This is a genomic window from Nostoc sp. JL31 (assembly GCF_017114965.1).
GTDB lineage: Bacteria > Cyanobacteriota > Cyanobacteriia > Cyanobacteriales > Nostocaceae > Nostoc > Nostoc punctiforme_A.
The window spans coordinates 28,712-50,409 of the sequence record NZ_JABXKO010000015.1; the positions used below are offsets into that span (position 1 = coordinate 28,712).

At 41.7% G+C, this 21,698-nt stretch carries 13 protein-coding genes; 4 read left to right on the forward strand and 9 right to left on the reverse strand.

The genetic code is table 11. The annotated features are described in order from the left end of the window. From HWQ43_RS02400 to dnaK, 3 genes are all read right to left on the reverse strand, one after another. On the reverse strand, positions 1 to 6,375 hold the full coding sequence (locus HWQ43_RS02400; RefSeq protein ID WP_292729742.1) for a PAS domain S-box protein: 6,375 nt from the start codon (positions 6,373 to 6,375) through the stop codon (positions 1 to 3). A gap of 376 nt (positions 6,376 to 6,751) precedes the next feature. Continuing rightward, a complete protein-coding gene (locus HWQ43_RS02405; protein WP_292729745.1) occupies positions 6,752 to 7,747 on the reverse strand; it encodes a J domain-containing protein in 996 nt (331 codons plus the stop codon). Between the two features lie 128 nt (positions 7,748 to 7,875). Then, positions 7,876 to 9,957 carry a molecular chaperone DnaK gene (gene dnaK, locus HWQ43_RS02410; protein WP_292729748.1) on the reverse strand — a complete coding sequence of 694 codons (2,082 nt, stop codon included), beginning with the start codon at positions 9,955 to 9,957 and terminating at the stop codon, positions 7,876 to 7,878. 318 nt (positions 9,958 to 10,275) lie between these two features. On the opposite strand from dnaK, the gene HWQ43_RS02415 reads away from it, so the two are divergent. Then, positions 10,276 to 11,124, forward strand: a complete 849-nt coding sequence (locus tag HWQ43_RS02415; RefSeq protein ID WP_292729751.1) for a M28 family peptidase — start codon at positions 10,276 to 10,278, stop codon at positions 11,122 to 11,124. A 342-nt stretch (positions 11,125 to 11,466) separates the two neighbouring features. Here the strand turns inward: HWQ43_RS02415 and HWQ43_RS02420 are convergent, their stop codons facing one another. The 3 genes from HWQ43_RS02420 to HWQ43_RS02430 all read right to left on the reverse strand — a co-directional run bounded on the left by HWQ43_RS02420 (position 11,467) and on the right by HWQ43_RS02430 (position 13,414). Continuing rightward, entirely contained in the window at positions 11,467 to 12,024 is a 558-nt protein-coding gene (locus tag HWQ43_RS02420; protein WP_292729753.1) for a methylmalonic aciduria and homocystinuria type D protein, read from the reverse strand. A gap of 382 nt (positions 12,025 to 12,406) precedes the next feature. Beyond that, positions 12,407 to 12,613, reverse strand: a complete 207-nt coding sequence (locus tag HWQ43_RS02425) for a glycogen debranching protein (RefSeq protein ID WP_292729756.1) — start codon at positions 12,611 to 12,613, stop codon at positions 12,407 to 12,409. 147 nt (positions 12,614 to 12,760) lie between these two features. Next, positions 12,761 to 13,414, reverse strand: coding sequence for a MotA/TolQ/ExbB proton channel family protein (locus tag HWQ43_RS02430; RefSeq protein WP_292729758.1), 654 nt, complete (start codon positions 13,412 to 13,414; stop codon positions 12,761 to 12,763). Positions 13,415 to 13,682: 268 nt separating this feature from the next. On the opposite strand from HWQ43_RS02430, the gene HWQ43_RS02435 reads away from it, so the two are divergent. Next, a complete protein-coding gene (locus HWQ43_RS02435; RefSeq protein ID WP_292729760.1) occupies positions 13,683 to 13,907 on the forward strand; it encodes a hypothetical protein in 225 nt (74 codons plus the stop codon). Between the two features lie 3 nt (positions 13,908 to 13,910). Here HWQ43_RS02435 and rsmH read toward each other — a convergent pair whose 3' ends face one another. The 3 genes from rsmH to HWQ43_RS02450 form a co-directional block, all read right to left on the reverse strand. Continuing rightward, entirely contained in the window at positions 13,911 to 14,795 is an 885-nt protein-coding gene (rsmH, locus tag HWQ43_RS02440; protein WP_292729763.1) for a 16S rRNA (cytosine(1402)-N(4))-methyltransferase RsmH, read from the reverse strand. A 254-nt stretch (positions 14,796 to 15,049) separates the two neighbouring features. After that, on the reverse strand, positions 15,050 to 18,106 hold the full coding sequence (locus HWQ43_RS02445) for a WD40 repeat domain-containing protein (protein ID WP_292729765.1): 3,057 nt from the start codon (positions 18,104 to 18,106) through the stop codon (positions 15,050 to 15,052). Next, positions 18,087 to 18,782, reverse strand: a complete 696-nt coding sequence (locus HWQ43_RS02450; protein WP_292729768.1) for an NB-ARC domain-containing protein — start codon at positions 18,780 to 18,782, stop codon at positions 18,087 to 18,089. The genes HWQ43_RS02445 and HWQ43_RS02450 overlap by 20 nt, the downstream gene beginning before the upstream one ends. Positions 18,783 to 19,250: 468 nt before the next feature. Between HWQ43_RS02450 and HWQ43_RS02455 the strand changes: the two genes are divergently transcribed. Together HWQ43_RS02455 and HWQ43_RS02460 are read left to right on the forward strand one after the other, a co-directional pair. Next, a complete protein-coding gene (locus HWQ43_RS02455) occupies positions 19,251 to 20,066 on the forward strand; it encodes an ester cyclase (protein WP_292729771.1) in 816 nt (271 codons plus the stop codon). A 400-nt stretch (positions 20,067 to 20,466) separates the two neighbouring features. Then, the gene (locus tag HWQ43_RS02460) at positions 20,467 to 21,651 is read left to right on the forward strand and encodes an NAD(P)H-quinone oxidoreductase subunit H (RefSeq protein ID WP_181928560.1); all 1,185 of its coding nucleotides are present in this window, start codon (positions 20,467 to 20,469) and stop codon (positions 21,649 to 21,651) included. Positions 21,652 to 21,698: the final 47 nt, after the last annotated feature.

The following is a 21,698-nucleotide window of genomic DNA, read 5'->3' on the forward strand; positions in this document are numbered from 1 at the left end:
TTACCTATTAGGATGTAATAATAAAGCAGCTTCTACCCTTTGATACTCTGTTTCGAGTTCTGGAACTAAAGTAGAAGCACTGAGTGTAGTACCAGTACGACCCATCGTTTCTAATTCTTGGCACAATTCGGCAAAAGCCATAGCGCCGATAGTCACACTCAAAGATTTCAGGGAATGAGCAACACTACGAAGCTCAGTAGCATCTTTTTTGTCAATTGCGTTATGAATAGCCAATAACCTTTGTGGCGCATCTTCTAAATAGTTATCAATAAACTCCACCAAAATTTCAGTATCACCTACCATATCTTTTAAGGCTTGAAAGGTTTCGGCATCGATCGCTGGAGCTAGGATTACTTGTTGTTCTATTTCCGATTGAGAACCTTGCTCATCCTTTTTAACAAAAACCTTTAAGTTTTGATTTTCATTAGCTGATGGCTGCAAAATTTGATAGTTTTTGAAAGCTTCGACGAGAGCTTCCATACGGATAGGTTTGCTAATGTAATCATTCATCCCGGCACTAAGGCATTCTTCTCTGTCGCCTTGCATGGCATGAGCGGTCATGGCAATAATCCAAGGTCGGCTGTTGTCTGGCCATTCCTGGCAAATTCTCCGAGTAGCTTCCAACCCGTCCATTTCTGGCATTTGCACATCCATGAAGACTAAATCATAGGATTGTTGGCGTAAAGCTAACAGCACTTCTAATCCATTATTCGCAGTGTCAGCACGATAGCCTATCCGCTCTAACATGAGTAGGGCTACCTTCTGATTTAAAGAAACATCTTCCACTAAGAGAATCCGTAATGGCAGCTTTTCACTCAGCTGAGAATAAAATGTTGGTGGAAATGATTTCGTTGGTGATATAAAAATTTTTTCGTTGCATAAGGTATGGATGAATATGTTATGAAGCTGCGATCGCTTTATTGGTTTACTTAAGATAGCAACTAAGCCTAGTTTTTCTTCATGCTCTTTCTGGATTAATCTTTCAACGTCACTCAGCATTACTAAAGGCAGGTTTTGACAGCTTGCTAAGGAGCGAATATGTTCTGCCAGAGTTAAACCGTTTATATCTGGCATCCGCATATCTAAAACGGCGATATCAAATTGTTCACCTGAATTAATCAATTCCAAAGCTGACAAACCTGACTCCAGTGAGTGAACCAACATTCCCCAATTAGCGGCTTGTAGGCTAATCAATTGTCGGTTAGTAGCATTGTCATCGACCACTAACAGGCGTTTTCCGATTAAATTTGGTTGAACAACCCCAAGGTCAATGTTTTCGCTACTAGAAGTTGAGTGAGCAAGTAGTGTGAAATAAAATGTTGAGCCAACTCCCACAGAACTCTCAACCCACACGCTGCCACCCATCATTTCACATAAGCGCTTACTAATTGCTAAACCCAATCCAGTACCGCCATATTGGCGAGTCATTGAGGCATCGACTTGGCTAAAAGGCTTAAATAGTCGCTCCATCTGTTCTTGGGGTATGCCAATGCCTGTATCTTTAACAGCAAATTGAATTTCGTATTCGTCTTTGCTGATTACTTGTTTGACCGTTACAGAAATTACAATTTCCCCAACTGCGGTGAATTTGATGGCATTACCTATCAAATTGACTAGAATTTGTCGGACTCGCGTCACATCTTTGATGATGGTGCTTGGGGTTTGGGCATCAATTAGGTAAGCTAAATTTAGATTTTTAGCCGCAGCTTGAGGAGCTAATAAATCTAAAGCTTCTTCTATGCAATAGCGGAGGTTGAAAGGATATTCCTCTAAATCTAATTTACCGGACTCAATCTTCGAGAAGTCCAAAATATCATTGATGATAGTCAGCAAGGAATCACTGCTACTGCGGATAATTTCTACAAAATCGTGTTGTTCGGGAGCGAGTCCCATATCTAGCAGCAGCCCTGTCATCCCGATAATGGCATTCATTGGAGTGCGAATTTCGTGGCTCATCATCGCCAAAAATTCACTTTTGGCCCGATTTGCAGCTTCTGCTTCCAGTTTTGCCTGCTTCAAGGCCCAGTTTTTCCAGGTGAGTTCTTCTAGTTGCATAGTTTCTTGCTCTAACAAATATGCCTGTGCCAAGGCGATACCCACTTGCGCTGCAACTGCTTCCAATAATTCAATTTCTTCTAGAGTCCATTCGCGAAAATGGCTGCACTGTTGGATTCCGATGATCCCATTTGTTTTTCCTTGATAAGAGGTGCGGACTATTAACATGGACTTTAAGTCCAGGTTTCGACAAATTGTTTGCATTCCTTGGAGTAAAGGGTCGGCGTACACATCATTTGAAGCGACCGCCTCATCCTGTGCGATGATTTTCTCGGCATGAGGATTGCCAGCGATGGGAAGCTCAAATTTCAGCATGGAGCTGTAACTAGGAACAACATACTCGGCCACTGCGGGAATTCGCGGACTGGGGTCGCTAATGTAAGAGTGAATTAGACAGCGATCTACTTTAAATGCTTGTCCAATTTGAATGGCAGCCGTCTGAAAGATTTTTTTGGTGTCAAGGCTTTGACGAATTTGCTGAGTGATTTGTTTGAGCAGAACGGTTTGTAGAAGCTGCTGTTTTAGCGCTTCTTGAGTCTGCTTGCGATCGGTGATATCTTTCATGAAGAAGTGTTGCCCAACAAATTGCTGCTGTTCATCGTAAGCAGAGATCATCACAACCTGCTTATAAAAAATAGTCCCGTCTTTTTTAATTCCTCTGGCTTCAGCTTCTACTCTGCCATCCCTGAGCATTTGATGATAGGCATCTATCATATGTTCAATATCGTCAGGATAAACGGTTTGTTGCCACTCCATCCCTAACATCTCTTCAGGTTGATAGCCTGCAATGGTAGCGTAGACTCGGTTAACAGCGATGTAACGTCCCTGTGCATCAATTCTTGACATCCCTGCGACTGCGTTTTCCAGGGCAGTACTCATTTGCTGCAATTCCGCTTCGGCTCGTTTGCGATCGCTGATATCAGTATGAGTTCCCAGTAGCCGCAAAGGACTACCGTCTTCATTACGCTTCATAACCAAGCCGCGATCCAAAATCCACTTGTATGTACTGTCCTTACACAAAAGGCGGTGTTCACTGACATACTGTGGAACTTCCCCTCGAAAATGCTTTTCAATCTCGATGTCTACCCTGGCTTTATCTTCAGGATGAACTCGCTTGTCCCATTCGCTTAAATCATTGCCAATTTCATCGTCGGTAAATCCCAACATCTCCTTCCAGCGTCGAGAGAAAAATACCTTATTAGTTTGGGCATTCCAGTCCCAAATCCCGTCACCATTTCCTTCGAGAGCATATTTCCAGCGTTCTTCACTTTCCCGTAGGGCTGACTCGGCTCGTTTGCGATCGGTAATTTCGACAAAAATAATTCCAATTCCTATCGGCTGGCTTGTTCCAGATTGAATGGGAAAGTAAGAAGCTAACCAAGTTCGCTCTACACCTGGAAATTTGGCAGTTTTTCCACTAACTTCAAAATCGAGAACAGATTCCCCAGTAGTCAAAACGTGCTGGAATATTTGCTCCTGCTGGGGTGCCAAATCAGGGACAATTTCCCGTGGTGTTTTGCCGAAATGCTCGGCTGCGGAGACTCCATTAATTTCTGCCAATCCTTCATTGATCACCAGAAAACGTAATTGGCTATCAAGCAGCGTGATCCCAACAGGCGCACTAGCAATAAATGCGTCTAGTAGCTGTTGTTTTTGGGCTAGTTCCTGCTTAAGGGCTTTGCGATCGCTAATATCATTTAGGACACAAATTGCACCTAATTGTCGCCCTTGAGCATCGATAATGGCTTGTCCACCTGCGATTAAGGTCCGTGCTGACCCATACTTTGGAATCATCACCATTTCTAGATCATGGACTTGCTCTCCTTGCAAAGCTCGAAATAGTGGACTATCCTCCTTTGGCATCGGAGTTTTACCATCAGCCAAATAAAGATCGTAGCACTGCACCCATTCTTCTGCTGAGATGAGTTGTTCTGGTAAATTGTGCCACTCCTGTAAGGTTCGGTTGGAAAGCGTCAAAATGCCATCAGCATTACAAGCCACGATCCCTGCTCCCACATTGTCCAGCAGAACTTTGAGGAACTCTCGTTCCTTTTGTAATATCTCCTCTGCCTGCTGGCGCTCGATTTCGCTCCTAATCCACTGCGCCATTAGCTTGAGCAGTTCTTTATGACCAGATTTGAATTGTTCTGTACGAGGAGCATAGCTAGAGAAACTGAGGGTACTATAAACTTGATCTCTGACTAAAACTCGCGTTCCAATGTAAGACTCCATGCCAAATGCAGTGTAAGCGGCATGGTTATGCCATCTAGAAGCTCCTGTATGTTCAATCGTGAGAGGTTCATTTGTATCTAAAACTTCACTGCATAGAGTCTGTTTAATATCAAAAATATCGCCTCTCTTCAGGGTATTATTGGGCGATTGAGCAGCCATCACTTCATAGCGGCTATTTTCTACCCGCCCCAAAATCCCAAACTCCAGATTAAATACTTGGCATCCCATCGTGAGTAGCTTTTGAAGGCGCAACTCAAAATTAAGATAGTGGGCAGATGTAATTTCATGCAACGATCTTATAGCTGCTTCGCTTTCTTGCAGTTCCTCTTTTGCTTTTTTGATTGGAGTGATATCAAAACGGATTGCTAAATACTTGAAGGATTTGCCATTATCATCTAGGCAGGGCACAATCGTCGTATCAACCCAATAAGAAGAACCGTCTTTTGCTCGGTTTTGAATTTCTCCTCGCCAAACCTTACCAGTAGCGATTGTTGACCAGAGTTGCTTAAAGAAAGCGGGTGGATGATAGTCAGATTTAATTAATCGATGGGTTTGTCCAATCAATTCCTCTCTCGTGTATTGGGAGAGTTCACAGAACTTATCATTGACGTAGGTAATGATTCCGCGATGATCTGTGACTGCAACGATCGCTGACTGGTCGAGGGCAAATTTCTGAAATTCCAATTCACGTAGCGTTTTTTGTAGCGACTGTTCAGCTTGTTTACGCCTTGTGATGTTAGTACCAATACTTAGAAATCCGTTCAGGTTATTTGTCCGGTCGTACAGTGCAGTTACCGACAACAGTACTGGAAAGCGAGAACCATCTTTAGCAATGTATGTCCATTCTCGCTCATCAATTTGTCCCAGATGTGCTTTCGCAACAAAAACCTCAAACCCTGGTGCAATTTGACGATTGAGTTCTTGTGATAGCTCTGCGGCTCGTTGCACAACTTCATCTGGTTTGTGAAGGATGGCAGGAGTTGTTTTGCCAATCACTTCAGCAGCAGTATATCCTAACCATTGTTCAGCCGCCGCATTAAAGGTGCAAATCGTGCCATTGGTGTCAGTGGAGATAATGGTGTAGTTGGCACTATCAAAGATGGCTTGCTGGAGTGTCATAGTTGACTGGAGATTAATCTCTGTTTGCTGAAGTTCAGATATTTTGAGATCGAGTTCCTGGTTGATGAACTCAATACGGCGACTATGCGATTTCACAGCTTGAGCAAAATACAGAGTCAAGGCTAAAGTCCACGCAATAAAAAGACCTCCAATCAGGACAAGTATGGGAAGTAGCGATCGCTTTTGTTGTAAGAAAGCTGAACTAGGGATAATCTGAACTTGCCAACTAATGCCATGCAGATTAATAGTTACCTTCTGTGCCCAAGTCGAAGCTGCTAGAGACGCAGATCCATGCCTGTAGATGAGTTCATCCTCATCAAAAATTGCAATCTGATAATTCTGAGTAACTTGTTTTGGTAGGATGCGATCAAGGAGTGATTGTATTTGGAAAACTCCAACAAGGTAGCCATCGAAACGTTCCCCAACATACAAAGGAACACATACCAAAAAGCCCTTGCCACCTTGTGTCAGTTCTAGGGTGCGAGTCAAGGTTGTTTGCTTTATATTGCGAGCGGTTAAGAGTGCAGTTCGTGGTTGGGCACTCTGGCTCAAGTCTAGATTGAGCGCCGATTCATTCCCTTTTAGAGGAGCAATCCAACGGACATGAGCAGTGGAATCAACCCACTCGATCACCTGATATCCTTTAATATCCTTCAAATAATTGGCTGCATCAACTTCCCATACTGGCCGAAGAGTACCTCCACTGGCTTCCCACCGCTTCGCCATCCGTTCTAAGGCGAGAATGCGGCCGTCAAGTCGGCTGCTTAACCCAGTTTTGACAGCCGCCGCCTCCTGAGCAATTAAATGGGTAATCTCAGTGTGCTGATATATTAGTAAATTCTGCCAAAGTAACAAAACTACAATTGAAATGATAATGCCAATCGCAACGGGGAGCGATCGCTCAATATTTTGTTGACAAAAACGGCTCTGTCTAGCTTGTGGAAAAATGAATCTAAAAGGTTTAAACAAACGATATAAGATAGCGTTTTGTCACTACCGTTTTGTTACACTGTGGTTTAGTGTTCCCTAAAAGGCTGATTAAAGCGTCATTGTAGATAAAATGTAAAAAACTTACCGAGAAGTAGTGAAAATATTTTGGCACTTGCTAGATGGATGCCTAAGCGAGGAAGTCACCCTCCTGACTCGGCTACAAAACCGTGCGATGTTAACCTCATGTGAGTTCGACGGATAGGAAAGCACAAAAAGCTTGCTATGTATGAATTTGCTCAACTACCTTTATCGATTCCACACCAATTAATCTTTGTCACAACTGTCGGGCGCATTCTCACTCTTGTATTTATTAGTTCCGTCGAACTCACGTTTTATTAAGATTCATACTTTATCCCTAACGGATTAAATCAGCACGGGGTTTAAAGGTTTCAACTTGCCGTAACTTTTCGTAAAGTTCTCGTTCTTCTTGACTAATATTTTTCGGTGTAACTATTTGAATTTCTACTAATTGATCGCCACGTTTACCGTCATCACTGGGATAGCCTTTATTCCCTAGTCGAAATTTTTGACCAGACCTAACTCCGGGAGGGGTGGTCATTTTCACAGGGCCATCAAGAGTAGGTGCTTCTACCTGTCCTCCTAAAACTGCCTCGCTGGGAGTAACAGGTACTTGGCAGACGATATTTAAACCTTCTAATTTAAATAATGGATGAGGTTCAACGGTAATTTTTAAGTATAGATCGCCACCACCAACGCCTTGATTCCGTAAACGAATAGTTTGACCTGTTACCATCCCTGGAGGCATATTAACTTCTAGCGATCGCCCATCTTCCAAACGAATCCGTTCATTACCACCTTGATAAGCTTTTTCTAGTGGAAGCGTTAATCTGGCTTCTATATCTCGACGCGTTGTCCGAGGTGGAGTGTTAACTGTGTAGGCAACTTTTGTTCTGGGGGAACGAAACGGATCGCTATTATTGCCATTACTGGAGTTATTTGCCGCACTCTTATTTTTAACGCCGATAACTTGATTAATAAAGCTTTCAAAGTCGGAGAATTGGCTGGGATCTACATCCTGATTCCCGTTGCGATCGCTAGGATTACTCTGCCAAGTTTTAGCCTTTGGCGTTTGTTTGTTGCCTGCAAAGCCTTTTTGCTTCCAGTAGCGGCTAAACTGGTCGTACTGCGATCGCTTGGCTGGATCGGAAAGAACTTCATAAGCCTCACCGATATCCTTAAATTTTTCCTCAGATTCTTTGTTACCCGGATTAAGATCGGGATGATATTGCCTTGCTAACCGCCGATAAACCTTTTTAATTTCCTCACCAGAGGCATCTTTAGATACTCCTAAAATCTCGTAGTAATCGCGAAAGTTCGGCAAATTTTGCATAGTTCAGTTATTTAAATTTAGATTTTAGATTTTGGATTAATTATGAGTTAGGAGAGAGGAGTTATGAGTTAGGAGTTATGAGTTGAAAGATTTATTTTTCACTCCTAACTTCTAACTCCTAACTTTTCTTATAACCAATCATTGTCTTCTTCATCATCCCAGTTATCTTGGTAGCTGGGGCGGGATTTGCGGGGAGGACGGCTTTCATAAGAGGAAGAACGATTATCGCGGCTATAATCTCTGTCATAGTCTTTACCGTAATCTTTGCCATAGTCTTTACTGTATGAGTCGCGTTCTCGATATGTATCTCTGGGAGATTCGCGTTCTCGTTCTTTATCACCGCCAGTAAAGATGTCACGGATAGTCCCAAACAAGTCATCGTCTTCATCTTCAGCATAAGTCTGGCGGACTTCCCGATTTAGCTCATAGAGAGCATCTTGCAAGTCGGCGTAGGCTTGATCGATACCGCGATCGCTATTTTCCTGAAGACTTTCTTTTAGTTGTCGGCAAATATTATCAATTCTTTGGCGGCGGCTGCGGGCAAACTGCATACCAAATTCCAGTGCGACTTCTCTAAGTTGTCGTTCTGCTTGGAAAATCAACGCCTCAGAACGAGTCCGCTTTTCTATTCTCTCTTTACGTTCGCGATCGACATCGGCGTATTTCTGAGCGTCTTGAATCATTCGATTCACTTCCGACTCGTTCAAGGTGGAAGCGCCTTGAATGGTGATACTCTGTTCTCGCCCAGTGGTTCTATCTAAGGCTGTTACCTGTAAAATACCATTAGCATCAATATCAAATGACACTTGAACTTGAGGAATTCCTCGTGGCGCTGGTGGGATGCCATAGAGCTTGAACCGCCCTAAAGACTTGTTGTTTGCTGCCATTTCCCGTTCGCCCTGAACTACGTGAATTTCTACAGTGTTTTGGTTATTTTCAGACGTAGAAAAAATGTCAGAACGGCGGACTGGAATTGTCGTATTGCGGGGAATAAGTTTTTTCATCACGCCGCCGATGGTTTCCAATCCCATAGATAGGGGTGTAACATCCAAAAGCAGCACATCTTTGAGTTCACCTGCCAGAATTCCGGCTTGAATTGCTGCGCCTACTCCCACGACTTCATCGGGATTGACATTCTCGTTGGGTTCTGTGCCAATTAAGTCGCGCACAAGCTGCTTTACCATTGGCATTCGTGTAGAACCGCCAACTAACACAACTTCTTCAATATCTCTAGGTGAAAGTCCGGCATCTTTGAGGGCGCGTTTCACGGGTGTCCGTAAGCGCCCTACTAAATCACCACATAAGCCTTCAAACTGGGAACGCGTTAGACGAGTTTCCAGATGTTTGGGGCCTTCCTGATCGGCAGCAATAAAAGGTAAGTTAATATCGGTAACGCTGACAGAGGAAAGTTCAATTTTTGCCTTTTCCGCAGCTTCCATCAGGCGTTGTAAAGATTGTCTCTCGCGTCTTAAATCTACCCCTTCGACTTCCAGAAATTGCTCTGCTAACCAATCGACTATTATTTTGTCAAAGTCATTCCCACCAAGTTGCGTATCGCCACTAGTAGCTTTGACTTCAAATATCCCATCGCCTACTTCTAAAATCGACACGTCAAAAGTGCCACCGCCCAAGTCAAAGACTAAGATAGTTTCCGTGTCACCCCGATCTAATCCATAAGCCAAAGATGCCGCCGTCGGTTCATTGAGAATCCGCAGCACTTCTAAACCAGCAATTCTGCCAGCATCGCGGGTTGCCTGCCGTTGAGAATCATTAAAATAGGCGGGTACTGTAATCACTGCCCCTGTGACTGGTTCACCCAAATAGCGACTAGCATCGTCTGCCAATTTCTTCAGCACCATTGCCGAAATTTCTTCTGGGGCAAAATCTTTATTCAGACGAGGACAGGCAATTTTAATATTACCTACTTCGTCTTTGCGGATGGTGTAGGGCACACGCTTAGAATCTGCATTAAGTTCACCATACTTCCGCCCAATGAAGCGTTTAACTGCAAAAAAGGTATTTTGGGGATTGAGGACGGTTTGTCGCCGTGCCATTTGCCCAACCACCCTTTCACCTTCTTTGCTGAAGCCAACTACGGAGGGGGTTGTTCGCATTCCTTCTGCATTGGCAATCACCACCGGCTTGCCACCCTCCATAACGGCGACTACTGAGTTGGTTGTACCCAAGTCGATGCCGACTACCTTGCCCATGCGTTACTCTTCTCCTAAAGTGTCTTATATATTTATTATGATTGGGCGGAACTACCTCTAGCTTTGTGCTACAAGATAAAAACACCTCAATGTATAATACTCATCATTAAGGCAGTAAGCTAAGAAGTGCAGCTAGAGGAGATAGTTGCAAGACTAGGATAGCATTGAGATGGTTGGTGTGCCCAAGCAGCCTCAATTCTAGATATCCGCCTACTTCTATTTAAGTTATCTGCAAATTGGTAAGTTAACCTTAATAATGCTTGCTTTGCTTTTTTGAGTGCCTGAAAATTCTCATATTATTGCTACTACTTAAAAGATTTGAATTTAACAGAGCGATTACAGACTTCCCTGAGTGCGATCGCGCGAGAACGCGATCCTTACATGGCAACGGCTGGACATTTTTTTGTCCAAGAATACATCCGCCAGCAATTTTCTCAATGGGGGAGTGTGGAAATCCACACCTTTAAAGTTAGAGGTAAAGCTTGCAATAACTTGATATTAAATTTACCATCCCAAGCCAGAGAGCAAAAAAAGAATTTGCTACCAATTTTAATTGGCGCTCATTATGATGGCGTTCCGGGAACAGTTGCGGCTGATGATAATGCTACAGGTGTGGCGGTGTTGCTGGAATTGGCGAGAAAGTTTGCTGCTGAACCTATCAGATATCCCTTAAGGTTGGTTGCTTTCGATATGGAAGAATACGGCTTACTGGGTAGTGCTGACTATGCAGCTGTGTTGCATCAACAAAAGCAACAGCTACGCTTAATGATATCCTTAGAAATGCTGGGCTATAAGGATTCTACACCTGGTTCCCAAAGTTACCCTCGTCCTCTAGAACGTTTTTACCCAGATACAGGTGATTTTATTGCTTTAATTGGCAACTTGCGGATATTGCCTGACTTAATTGGGATGAGCCGTAATATTCGCAAAGCTGGCGTATCTAGTCAATGGCTACCCGTGCCGAATCGAGGTTTAATAGTTCCTCAAACCAGACTTAGCGATCATGCACCATTCTGGGATTTGGGTTATCCGGCAATGATGGTGACAGATACGGCATTCTTGCGAAATCCACATTATCACAAAGCAAGTGATGCGATCGCTACTTTGGATTTAGATTTTCTTACTCGTGTATGTGAAGGGTTGGAAATTGCGATTCGGAGTCTATAAAAAGTTAATAGTTAATAACTATAGGTAAAAAATACATCATAACTATATTTAGAATAAATAAAAACTTGAAAATAGCTAAAAAATATTAATACTGACTTTTTTAATATCTTTTAGTATATTAATCAGCAGATTTAAAAACAACAATTGGACTCTAAGAGTTGATTTTCTAACTTAGTTTGATCCAATGGAGGTCAAATTTTCAAGCTTATTGGTCTTCTTGACAATAATTGAACTATATTTTTTTACCATAATTCAGTCAAACCTTTGCAGCGCTTGAAATATGAGGTGCGTGTCGCCCCTTCAGGTTTAACTACAAAATTAGATGCGCTTACCCTGCAATGACTAATAATTAATTTCTTTCCACCCATGCATAGATGCTATACCTTTTGTAACCCATTCGATCGCAATTGGAGGAGCTTCTGATATCAAAATACTAGGATAAACTGCTGCACCCCAATCGGGATGAACTAACACACGGCATTGATTTTGAATCACTGGATAATTGAGCAAAGCTTTGACAACTGCTGTGTCGTCGTGAGGAATTGCTCCGGGATGAGAAAGCAAGGGATAGCCTGTACGAGGGTCAATCAGATCAGTTAAATAGCCGCGATCGCGCAAATTAAATGCTAAATCACAGCCAAATCTCATAAACTTTTCTCGTAAGCGTTCTTTCTCTGACTCTACTTCTGCCGTCTTTTCGACTAATTGATAACGCGATTGCTGTAATACAATCACTACTCGTAAAAATGGCTGCCGTTTCCAATCTGGTAATATCCGTTCGCAGTTGGCACAGATATATTGACTGGGAGGATGAATGGAAATTTGAACCGCTTGTCCTGTTTCGCCAACTAAATTAATGGGACAGGCTTCCTCCGAAGTGTAAACTTTGGGATAGTTCACTAAATTGATTCGGCTTATACAAATTTTTTAATTTAATCTACGCTATAGATGATACCTCTTAAAAGTTAAGAAAAATCATCATTTCCCTATAATATGTTACTTTTTTTAGAAGTAGTTAATAATAATTTGAAAAATTTAATCTGAATTTTATCCTTTATTAACCTGTTCTCATAGAATTTGCTGCGATCGCTCTCGGAATTGGCATAGATACAGCGTGTGGTAGACAAGCGATGCCTATGGCGGGCTACACCTACGCAGATGAAATATGTTCGAGCAAAATCCCAAAAAAGCAAAGCAGGTTGGAGTAAGCAGAAAATGACAAAAGTAATTATGTCTGCCAGGAGGTACTTCAGCTATACAGGCTAATTTCTATAGCACTCAGTTAATTGAGTTTTAAAGAATTCACCGGCACTTCATCCCAAGAATCAACTGTCCGCAATTGCGCTACCCAACCTGCTGCCTTTTGCCTCTCGGTCAAATTATTCTGAAAGGAATCATGACACTCTTTAGCTTGAGATTCATTACAAGTGGCAATACAGGCATGAATCATCCCAGACGGATCAATTTGCTCATTTACCCAAATAATCATGAAATATTTCCTCAATAACTGTAGCGAACAAAGCTATTAGTCATTTTAGAATACTATTAGAGTTAAAAAGTTTTAGAGCAAAATCGGTAACAAATAATGAACTAATCCTAACTACCGATTACTAATTGACAATTACCCAGTTTTGCTTCATCTATTCGGCAGATATGATTTATCTCCTTTTTCATAGCGACGGCGGTAGAGTAATTCTAACTGTCCGCCATATTCTTGAATCCAGGCAATCTGTCGCTGGTAGAGTCCCCGGAAGGTATTAGCAAATAGAAGTGTAAAGATTGCTACTACCAACCCTGATGCTGTGGATACCAAAGCTTCACTAATTCCAGATGTTACACCTGTTGTTTTACTACCTCCCACATCTCCGATATTTAGAGAAGCAAAGGAGTTAATTAATCCTAATACAGTTCCTAAAAGTCCTAATAGGGGCGCAAGACCAATAATTGTCTCAAAAATATTTTGCGATCGCTTGAGTAAAGGAATTTCGGCTTGTGCTTCGCTTTCTAATGCCAAACGAAATTCCTCTGGTGTCGGCTCCTCCAATTCTAAAGCTGCTAAAAAAATTCGAGCAATGGGTAAATCAGCATTTTTCTGCAACTTATCTAAAGCACTAACTACATTATCAAGGCGATAAAGCTGTAACACCTCTCGCACTACCTTATTTTGCCGATTATTTATTCTTACCCAAAAGATGATCCGCTCGATAATCAGCGCCACCCCTAACAAAGAGAACGCCAGCAGAGGCCACATAACCACGCCACCTGCTGTAAACAGATTACTAATTTCCATTTATTATTTTTTAACTCTTCAACAACGCTAGATTAGCAGATCGTTGAGATGGAGTAGTTTAACACTGCATTGTAGTGACAGCAGCTTTTGGGCTATCCTCAGTTTTGCAGAACGCGATCGCAGGTTATTGAAAATTCATTTGATTTACTAAGCTTTACTTGCCTATTAATATCGTTCCTATGGATGAACGGACAAAAAATCTATTCTTCTTGGCAGGTGAGGAAAATATTATAGAGATATACCCTAACGGGAAATGGAGATATATAGGATGAGCAAGCCTAATTTTCATGCAATGAGTCAGAAAGAGCTACATGATTACGTTCTTGCTCACCGGGAAGATCAAGAAGCCTTCTACGCTTATGTGGATAAGCTGCATCTCGAAGGTAATTGGATTGAAATGCCACCGTTACAGTCAGAACAAGATTTAGAAAATTATCCTCAGTTCATTGAGCGTATTCGCAGCAGTTCTGAGCCACAAGATGGAGCAGTTTAAGGCTTACAGCAGCTTTTCTGCTATCCTCAGTTTGGCCGATCGCGATCGCGGATTCTTACTAATTTCCTCTTCTTGAGCAATAATTGGCTTTTTTGTCAAAACTTTTAATAAAGGTGAATTTCTTAAACCATGCTTCACCGGGCGATCTTCTAGGCTGTGAAAACTAATAATTGCAATTCTGCCACCAGGAACAAGGGCATTTGGTGCTTTATCTAAAAAGGTTTCTAGGGATTTTAACTCATCGTTGACGACAATTCGCAGAGCTTGAAAAACCCGGGTAGCGGGGTGAATTCTACCATAACGATATTTGGGAGGAACAGAAGAAGCGATCGCTTCAGCTAATTCTGTAGTCGTGTGCAACGGTCGCCGTTCTACAATACGACGAGCAATGCGCCGCGATAATCTCTCTTCACCGTACTTAAAGAAAATATCAGCTAATTCGGCTTCATCCCAATTATTAATCACATCAGCAGCAGTTAGCGATCGCCCTCGATCCATTCGCATATCTAAATTTGCAGCTTGGCGAAAGCTAAAACCCCTTTCTGCTTGGTCTAAATGGTAAGAACTCACCCCTAAATCGGCTAAAATACCATCGAAAGTGTTAGGGGGAAACTCATAGTCAGCAAAATTGCTGTAAATAAATTGTACGCGGTCGCCAAACTCTGCCAATTCTTTCCTCGCTGCTGTTAAAGCATCCTCATCTTGGTCAATTGCCGTTAATTTTACATCTGGTGCAGCTGCTAAAATCAAACGGCTGTGACCTCCACCGCCTACCGTCGTATCAAGATAATGACCTCCGGAAGATACCGCTAGACCTGCAATTACTTCTTGCGGTAACACTGGTAGATGAGAAAATATCGGTTCTTCAATAGCTAGCTGACGATTCATGAGACTTAGGGCACAAAACCACAGATGAACTTTAATTATGTATTCTTTTGTTTGTGTCTTTGTGTGTTCCTAATTAAAAATAGTTTTTAAACCACTAATACCATTTCTTTGTGAGGCTGCGCCAAATCCTTTTAACTTCTTTCTTTACTTTGTGTCCTTTGCGTCCTTTGCGGTTCGTTTTCCTTTCTTGTACTTAAACATGGTTTAACGCATCTTCATACAGAATTGGTATGAGATACTAAGTACGAGCGACTTCACAGGCTTATTGCTCCCAGCGCTTTGAGATTGGCAATCATCGCAGTTCTTAAACCTGTAACCCCTTTAATATTTATGCCTTCGTAGGGGCGATCGCTTTTTAATGTTTTCAGGCAATTATCTGTATTAGGATCATAAAGCTTGATCGTTTCAGCATTGCCACCACAAGCTAGCAAACCATTGGGACTAAAAGCCAATGACCATACTGAACCGATATCAGCTAAAAATGTTTTGATGCACTCATCATTTTTCATATCCCAGAGCTTGACAGTACCATCTTTACTGCCGCTAGCTAAGGTTTCTCCATCGGCACTAAAGGCAATTGAAATTACAGCTTGCCCATGTCTGCCAAAAGTAGTACAACACTCACCAGTTTTGATGTTCCACAGCTTGACGATGCCCATAGTATTCGCGCTAGCCAAAAGATGACCATTGGGACTAAAAGCAATAATATAACCTGCGGGTTCCTTTCTATTTTGGTAACATTCTTTACTTTCAAGATCCCAAAGTTTGATTGTCGAATGACCGCTACAACTGGCAATTGTCCGTCCATCGGGACTAAAGGCAACAGAAAGAACTGCACCAGTATGCCCCACAAAGGTAGAGAGACATTGACCAGTTTGACAATCCCAAAGTTTGACGGTGCGATCGCTACTACCACTCGCTAAGATTTTGCTATCTGGACTAAAGGCAATTGACCAAATACTATCTGTATGACCTTGTAATATTTTATCTGGAAGTTGGCTAAAATTACCCAGTTGGTTAACTTGCCAAAGTCTAATAATGCTATTGACATTACCTATATTGCCACAAGCTAGTATTTGTCCATTAGGGCTTAAAGCTGCACAATTCAGCCAATCTTGATAATCATAAAAGGCTTGGATACACTCGCCTGTACTCACATTCCAAAGAGCAATAGTATGTTGGCTACCACTAACAATAATTTCACCATTACTACTAAATTCCACTGAATTTACAAAGTCAGTTCGTCCCCGCCAAGTTTTCAAACATTTGCCATTTACAACATCCCAAAGCTTTACTGTCCGGTCTACACTGCCAGTTACTAAATTCCCAAAATTGCTAAAAGTAAGACTGTTAATTGCTGAGATATGTCCTGCTAAAGTTTGTAAATATCTTCCCGTTTTAATATCCCAAATATTTACGGTTCTATTGCCACTGCCGCTACTTGCTAAAGTTTGACCATCACGGCTAAAAGCAACCAATGAAATATAGTTACTATGCTCTTGTAATGTTTGAATAGGCTTGCTAGTATTTACATCCCAAATGCTGATAACTTTAGCTTTTACACTACTAGCCAAAAGCTTACTATCACTAGTAAAGGCGATTGACAAAACTGCTCCACTTTCTCCCTGAACAGTTTTTAGACATTTACCTGTATTTACATCCCAGATATTTACAGTACCATCTAAACAAGCAGAAGCGAGAATATGACGTTGAGGTTCGTAAGTGATTGAAGTAATTCGGTTGCTGTGTTCGATAGCTAAGACACAGTTACCTATTTCAATATCCCAGAATAATATCTGCTTTTCTGTACAAGTAAACAGCTTTTTCCCGTCTCGGCTAAAGATAATATTTCCAACTATTACCCCATAATTTGAGGGTAAGGTCAATAGACATTCACCCGTAGTAACATCCCACAATTTAACAGTTCTGTCTACACTAGTACTGGCAAGTTTTTGACCATCTGGACTAAAAGCAAGAGACATTACTATATTGCTATGCCCTTGAAAATTCAAAAGTTGCTGATTCTCCCGCCATCGCCACAAGCAAATTTCACCATCAATACTTCCCGTTGCTAAAAGTGCATCGTCGGGACTAAATGCTAGACCAAAAATAATACCAAAGGTTTCAGTAAAAACTGATTTAGCGAAATTGCTATTTTCAAAATTGACATGATTTAATATATAATTCTGGAGGTCAGCTTGCCAAATCGTCAGATGAGAAAAATCTTGATTACTGATTTTTGCTGACAACTGACCAAGTAGATTAATCGTATTACCTGCCATGTAGCCAGTTATGTAAGGAGACTGTCCGCGAAATTGGTTGAGAATATTAGTAAGTTGTGCTGTAATTTGGTTGGAATTTCCTAGTAGCAAGCATAAATTATTGATAATAGGTTTGAGAATCAGCCGAATTTGACTATCTTTGACATAATCAGGTGATGTTGCTTTGATTAAAGCAAAACTTTTGAATAATGAAACCTCTCCTTTGACCTGACTTTTCACGTCATGTGGAAAAGCTAACGCGGAACCTAACCCCCCGGCCCCCTTCCCTACAAGGGAAGGGGGAGAATTCAAAGCCTTTCTCCTCGCAGGAGAGAGGTTTTCGAGATCCCGTGAAAAGTCAGCTCCTTTGACAAGCTCTTGACAAACTCGATCAATGAATTTCATAGTTACGTACTCCATAACTACTGGTTGTAGCGTGAAGCAATTGCCATGTTTTGCAATCAGCGAAGGTGTAGCTTTCTCAATTAGAGAGCGTCTTAAGAGAGATTCTATTGTTTCTAATAGCTTTGATGTAGTGCTTGAATCTAAAATATCTTCTTTTAATTCTGTGATGCCAACTGGCTCCCGATTGATAGCTAGCCAATATATTAATGATTGTTCTAATTCAGTTAAACGCTGAAAATGCTGTTCCATTAACAGGCGAATGTTTCCAAATACTCCTGGATATTGAGATATAAACTCAGAAATATTTCCATTAAATAAATCTAAAACTGTTGTAGCAATAATTTTAAAATAAAGCGGATTTCCTGCATAGTTAATAATTAATTTTTCCCAGTCCGCATCTGTACCCCCTGTAACTCCTTTCCCTCTAAAAATTTCTTGGATTTCTGAGATTGTCAAACCCGTAATTTGTAAAGAACGAACAAGTCCTTGGCTACTTTCAATCGCTGCAAGTTCTTGAGGCTTTTCTCGGGAAGTGAGTAATAAGCAACTTTGATGATTAACTTCTCCTATCTGGCGAAAAAGTTCGCCATAGCCTTCATAGTCTTCCCGATATAAACCTGCATAATTACCACCTTGAAAAATCAATCGATTCGGCGTTATCGAGAACTACAAGACAACGTGATGAACGCAGATATTCAAGTAGGCGATTAATTCTGTAGGGAATGTTTTTTGGTAAATCTGTTTCTTCGCCATTAGACAAAAATTGTACTAGGGTTGCTAGCATTTCTAAAAGTGGCGGAGCATTGAGAAGACTTTGCCATATTACATAATCAAACTGTTCTCGCAGTTGTTGAGCTAATTTGACTGACAAAGTAGTTTTACCAATACTACCAAGCCCAATGAGTGTAATTAAACGACAGCGATCGCTAATTATCCATTTTTCTAGTTGCTGTAATTCTTGCGTGCGCCCATAGAATACTGACACATCAGGGGCTTCACCCCAATTTTGATTTGAGTAAGTGATGATTTCTTGCTGCTTAACCGATACAACTTCTGGCTTGGCATAATCATTTTTGTGCAATTCCAAATCAAAAGCCCTGAAAAACCTTTCTAAAGTGCGCCTATCCACCCCGGCTTCCCGATCCGTCACCTTAGAAACTGTGGATGGATCTAACCCTGTGCGATCGCTTAAGGCTTCAATAGTATAAGCGACACCAAAATTTTTCTCATTCTCCCAGCTTCGTTGCGCCTCTTGGAGTCGCTGCCATCCTAATGTTGTTAGTATGACTCCACGTTTACTTCTTGACTGCTGCTGATTCATTAGGGTGTAATTACTCGCAAGAAACACATAATACAGAATCGGCTATGAAGTAACGAGATGTCTGTTTCATTCGTTGCCTATTTCTCAAAGCACTAGCTAGAGATGCATATAAAAATCCTGAAGTTCAGGATCTTTTGTGATTGTAATTAACCTCGCCAATCACAATGCTGTTGTTTGTTGATAATCCTGAAAGCATTGCTAACAAAAGCTTTCACTATATTGTTTTATCAAAATTTACTTGAAATTCGTTAACTTCCAGAACTTCCCTGGTGTTGACTGGCTTCAAAGTGCAATTATTGTCGTAGATGTAATGACAGGCAGTTCTAATACCACAGTTGATTATTTCTTAAACTTGTACTCAAAACTGTATAGGTTACTACTGCCAAATTAGAGGGGTTATCACTGCGAAATCTGAGTGTGTATCGGTATTGACAGTTGTTTCACAGTCACATTTCAGCAGAGGTATTTATGAGTTCAATTGACAACAATAATCTTCCCCTTTGGGTACAGAACAGAGATACAGTTCTGCAATATAGTCAGAATGTTCAATGGCGCTATGGTAAAAAACCAGATTATACTCGTTCTAATGAAAAGCTAGCCAGTGAAAGTAAATACAATCACCCTCAAGGTTCACTAGCAGCACTTGTACAAAATTTAGTGCGAAGTTTTGATGTTGAAGCAAATTTCAAAACCAATCCTGCTGAATGGTTGACTATTGTCCAAGACAAGTTTCGCATGAGTACCAATGGTGGAACTGAATACACAGTTGCAGATTTAGTGCAATCAGGTACTTATAAACTGTTGATTGGTAATACACAACATTATCGAGCTTCTGAGGAAAATTTTGAAACCTCAACCAATCTATTTCATACAGCATTTCCTGATGGTTTCTTGTGGGAAGTAGTGGAAATTTATTCAACACCACCAACCATTACTTTCAAATGGCGACACTGGGGATATTTTCATGGTGCATATAAAGATTATGCACCTACTGGCCAGATGATTGAGGTTATTGGCATAAGTGTCGTTCATATCACAGATGATCTCAAAATTTTGTCTTTAGAACACTATTACGACAATAATAACTTTCTAGACAAATTGACATCTGGTGGCAAATTAGCAAATTTGTCTCAGTCAAAACAAGCAGAAGGTGGAATACAACCTCCTGCTTCTCTATATCAAAAGTTCTGGGCTTTCATCAAGCAAATTTTCACAAAAAGAAAAGAACTCGCAACTACAAACTTGCCAGCCAGTTCTTGTCCTTTTGCTGCTTTGTTAAGGTAATGTGAACCACCCAGCCTTGGCTTCGCCGTTCCCATTCCCGTAAACAAGGGTAGGCTGGGTTCCTAGTTTCACCGCCTCCCCCATTCTCCGCATCTTCCTTATAAAAAAATCCGATGCCTTAATTAAGTGCAGATCAAGCTTCCATATAATAGTTGAAGAAGTGCAACAAAATTAAACATCAAGTAAAGTCCCTCCTCTGTCACTCCCTCTCCAACATACCCCTGTATGGGCAATACATTATAAACGCCTTAACGGGCAGTTTTCTTAAAAGTATTGTTCCTGCAAGCTTAACTTTGGCTTGGCAGACTAGATAAATCGGGTCTGGTTGGCATCTACGCGGTTCAATTCAAAATTTTGCCTTTAGCACGCTACACGAACACAATAGGAGAACACGAAATCTATGACCAGACTAGAAACCCGCACTGAACCGATGGTGCTAAATATGGGGCCACACCACCCCTCAATGCACGGGGTTCTGCGGCTAATCATGACTCTGGATGGCGAGGATGTCGTTGACTGTGAACCGGTCATCGGCTATTTGCACCGGGGAATGGAAAAAATTGCTGAGAACCGCACTAATGTAATGTACGTTCCTTACGTTAGTCGCTGGGACTACGCTGCGGGAATGTTCAACGAAGCTGTCACTGTTAACGCCCCAGAAAAGCTTGCAGGTGTCGCTGTCCCCAAACGCGCTAGCTATATCCGCGTCATCATGCTGGAGTTGAACCGCATTGCTAACCACTTGCTATGGTTTGGCCCCTTCCTCGCTGACGTAGGCGCTCAAACTCCCTTCTTCTACCAGTTCCGGGAACGGGAGATGATTTATGATTTGTGGGAAGCTGCTACAGGTTATCGGATGGTGAATAACAACTACTTCCGCGTTGGTGGAGTAGCAGCCGATTTACCTTATGGTTGGGTAGATAAATGTCTGGAATTCTGCGAATACCTATTGCCCAAAATTGATGAGTATGAACGCTTGGTAACAGATAACCCCATCTTCCGGCGACGTGTTGAGGGTATTGGGACTATCACTCGTGAAGAAGCAATTAACTGGGGACTTTCTGGCCCAATGTTACGCGCTTCTGGTGTGCAATGGGATTTGCGGAAAGTTGACCATTACGAATGCTACGACGATTTCGACTGGGATGTACAGTGGGAAACTGCCGGTGATTGCTTTGCCCGTTATGTAGTGCGGATGCGGGAAATGCGCGAATCTGTGAAGATTATTCGCCAAGCAGTTAAAGGACTTCCTGGCGGCCCTTACGAAAATCTGGAAGCAAAACGTTTAGCCGCAGGTAAAAAATCTGAGTGGGACGCTTTTGATTACCAATTCATCGGTAAAAAAGTTTCCCCCACTTTCAAGATGCCCAAAGGTGAAATCTATGCCCGTGTCGAAAGTGGCAAAGGTGAATTGGGAATTTATTTGGTTGGCGATGATAATGTCTTCCCTGCACGTTGGAAGATTCGCGCCGCAGATTTTAACAACCTCCAAATTGTTCCACATTTACTACGCGGCATGAAGGTTGCAGATATTGTGGTTATTCTCGGTAGTGTTGACGTAATCATGGGGTCTGTGGATAGGTAGAGTAAATATCTATCTAAGTATTTTTTAGAGGAGTTGTATTATGCAAC

Bases quoted from the DNA above. Each gene is read 5' to 3' on its own strand.
- HWQ43_RS02405 (WP_292729745.1), bottom strand. From the start codon at position 7,747: ATGCAAAATTTGCCGAACTTTCGCGATTACTACGAGATTTTAGGAGTA.
- dnaK (WP_292729748.1), bottom strand. From the start codon at position 9,957: ATGGGCAAGGTAGTCGGCATCGACTTGGGTACAACCAACTCAGTAGTC.
- HWQ43_RS02425 (WP_292729756.1), bottom strand. From the start codon at position 12,613: ATGATTATTTGGGTAAATGAGCAAATTGATCCGTCTGGGATGATTCAT.
- HWQ43_RS02430 (WP_292729758.1), bottom strand. From the start codon at position 13,414: ATGGAAATTAGTAATCTGTTTACAGCAGGTGGCGTGGTTATGTGGCCT.
- HWQ43_RS02435 (WP_292729760.1), top strand. From the start codon at position 13,683: ATGAGCAAGCCTAATTTTCATGCAATGAGTCAGAAAGAGCTACATGAT.
- rsmH (WP_292729763.1), bottom strand. From the start codon at position 14,795: ATGAATCGTCAGCTAGCTATTGAAGAACCGATATTTTCTCATCTACCA.
- HWQ43_RS02450 (WP_292729768.1), bottom strand. From the start codon at position 18,782: ATGAATCAGCAGCAGTCAAGAAGTAAACGTGGAGTCATACTAACAACA.
- HWQ43_RS02455 (WP_292729771.1), top strand. From the start codon at position 19,251: ATGAGTTCAATTGACAACAATAATCTTCCCCTTTGGGTACAGAACAGA.
- HWQ43_RS02460 (WP_181928560.1), top strand. From the start codon at position 20,467: ATGACCAGACTAGAAACCCGCACTGAACCGATGGTGCTAAATATGGGG.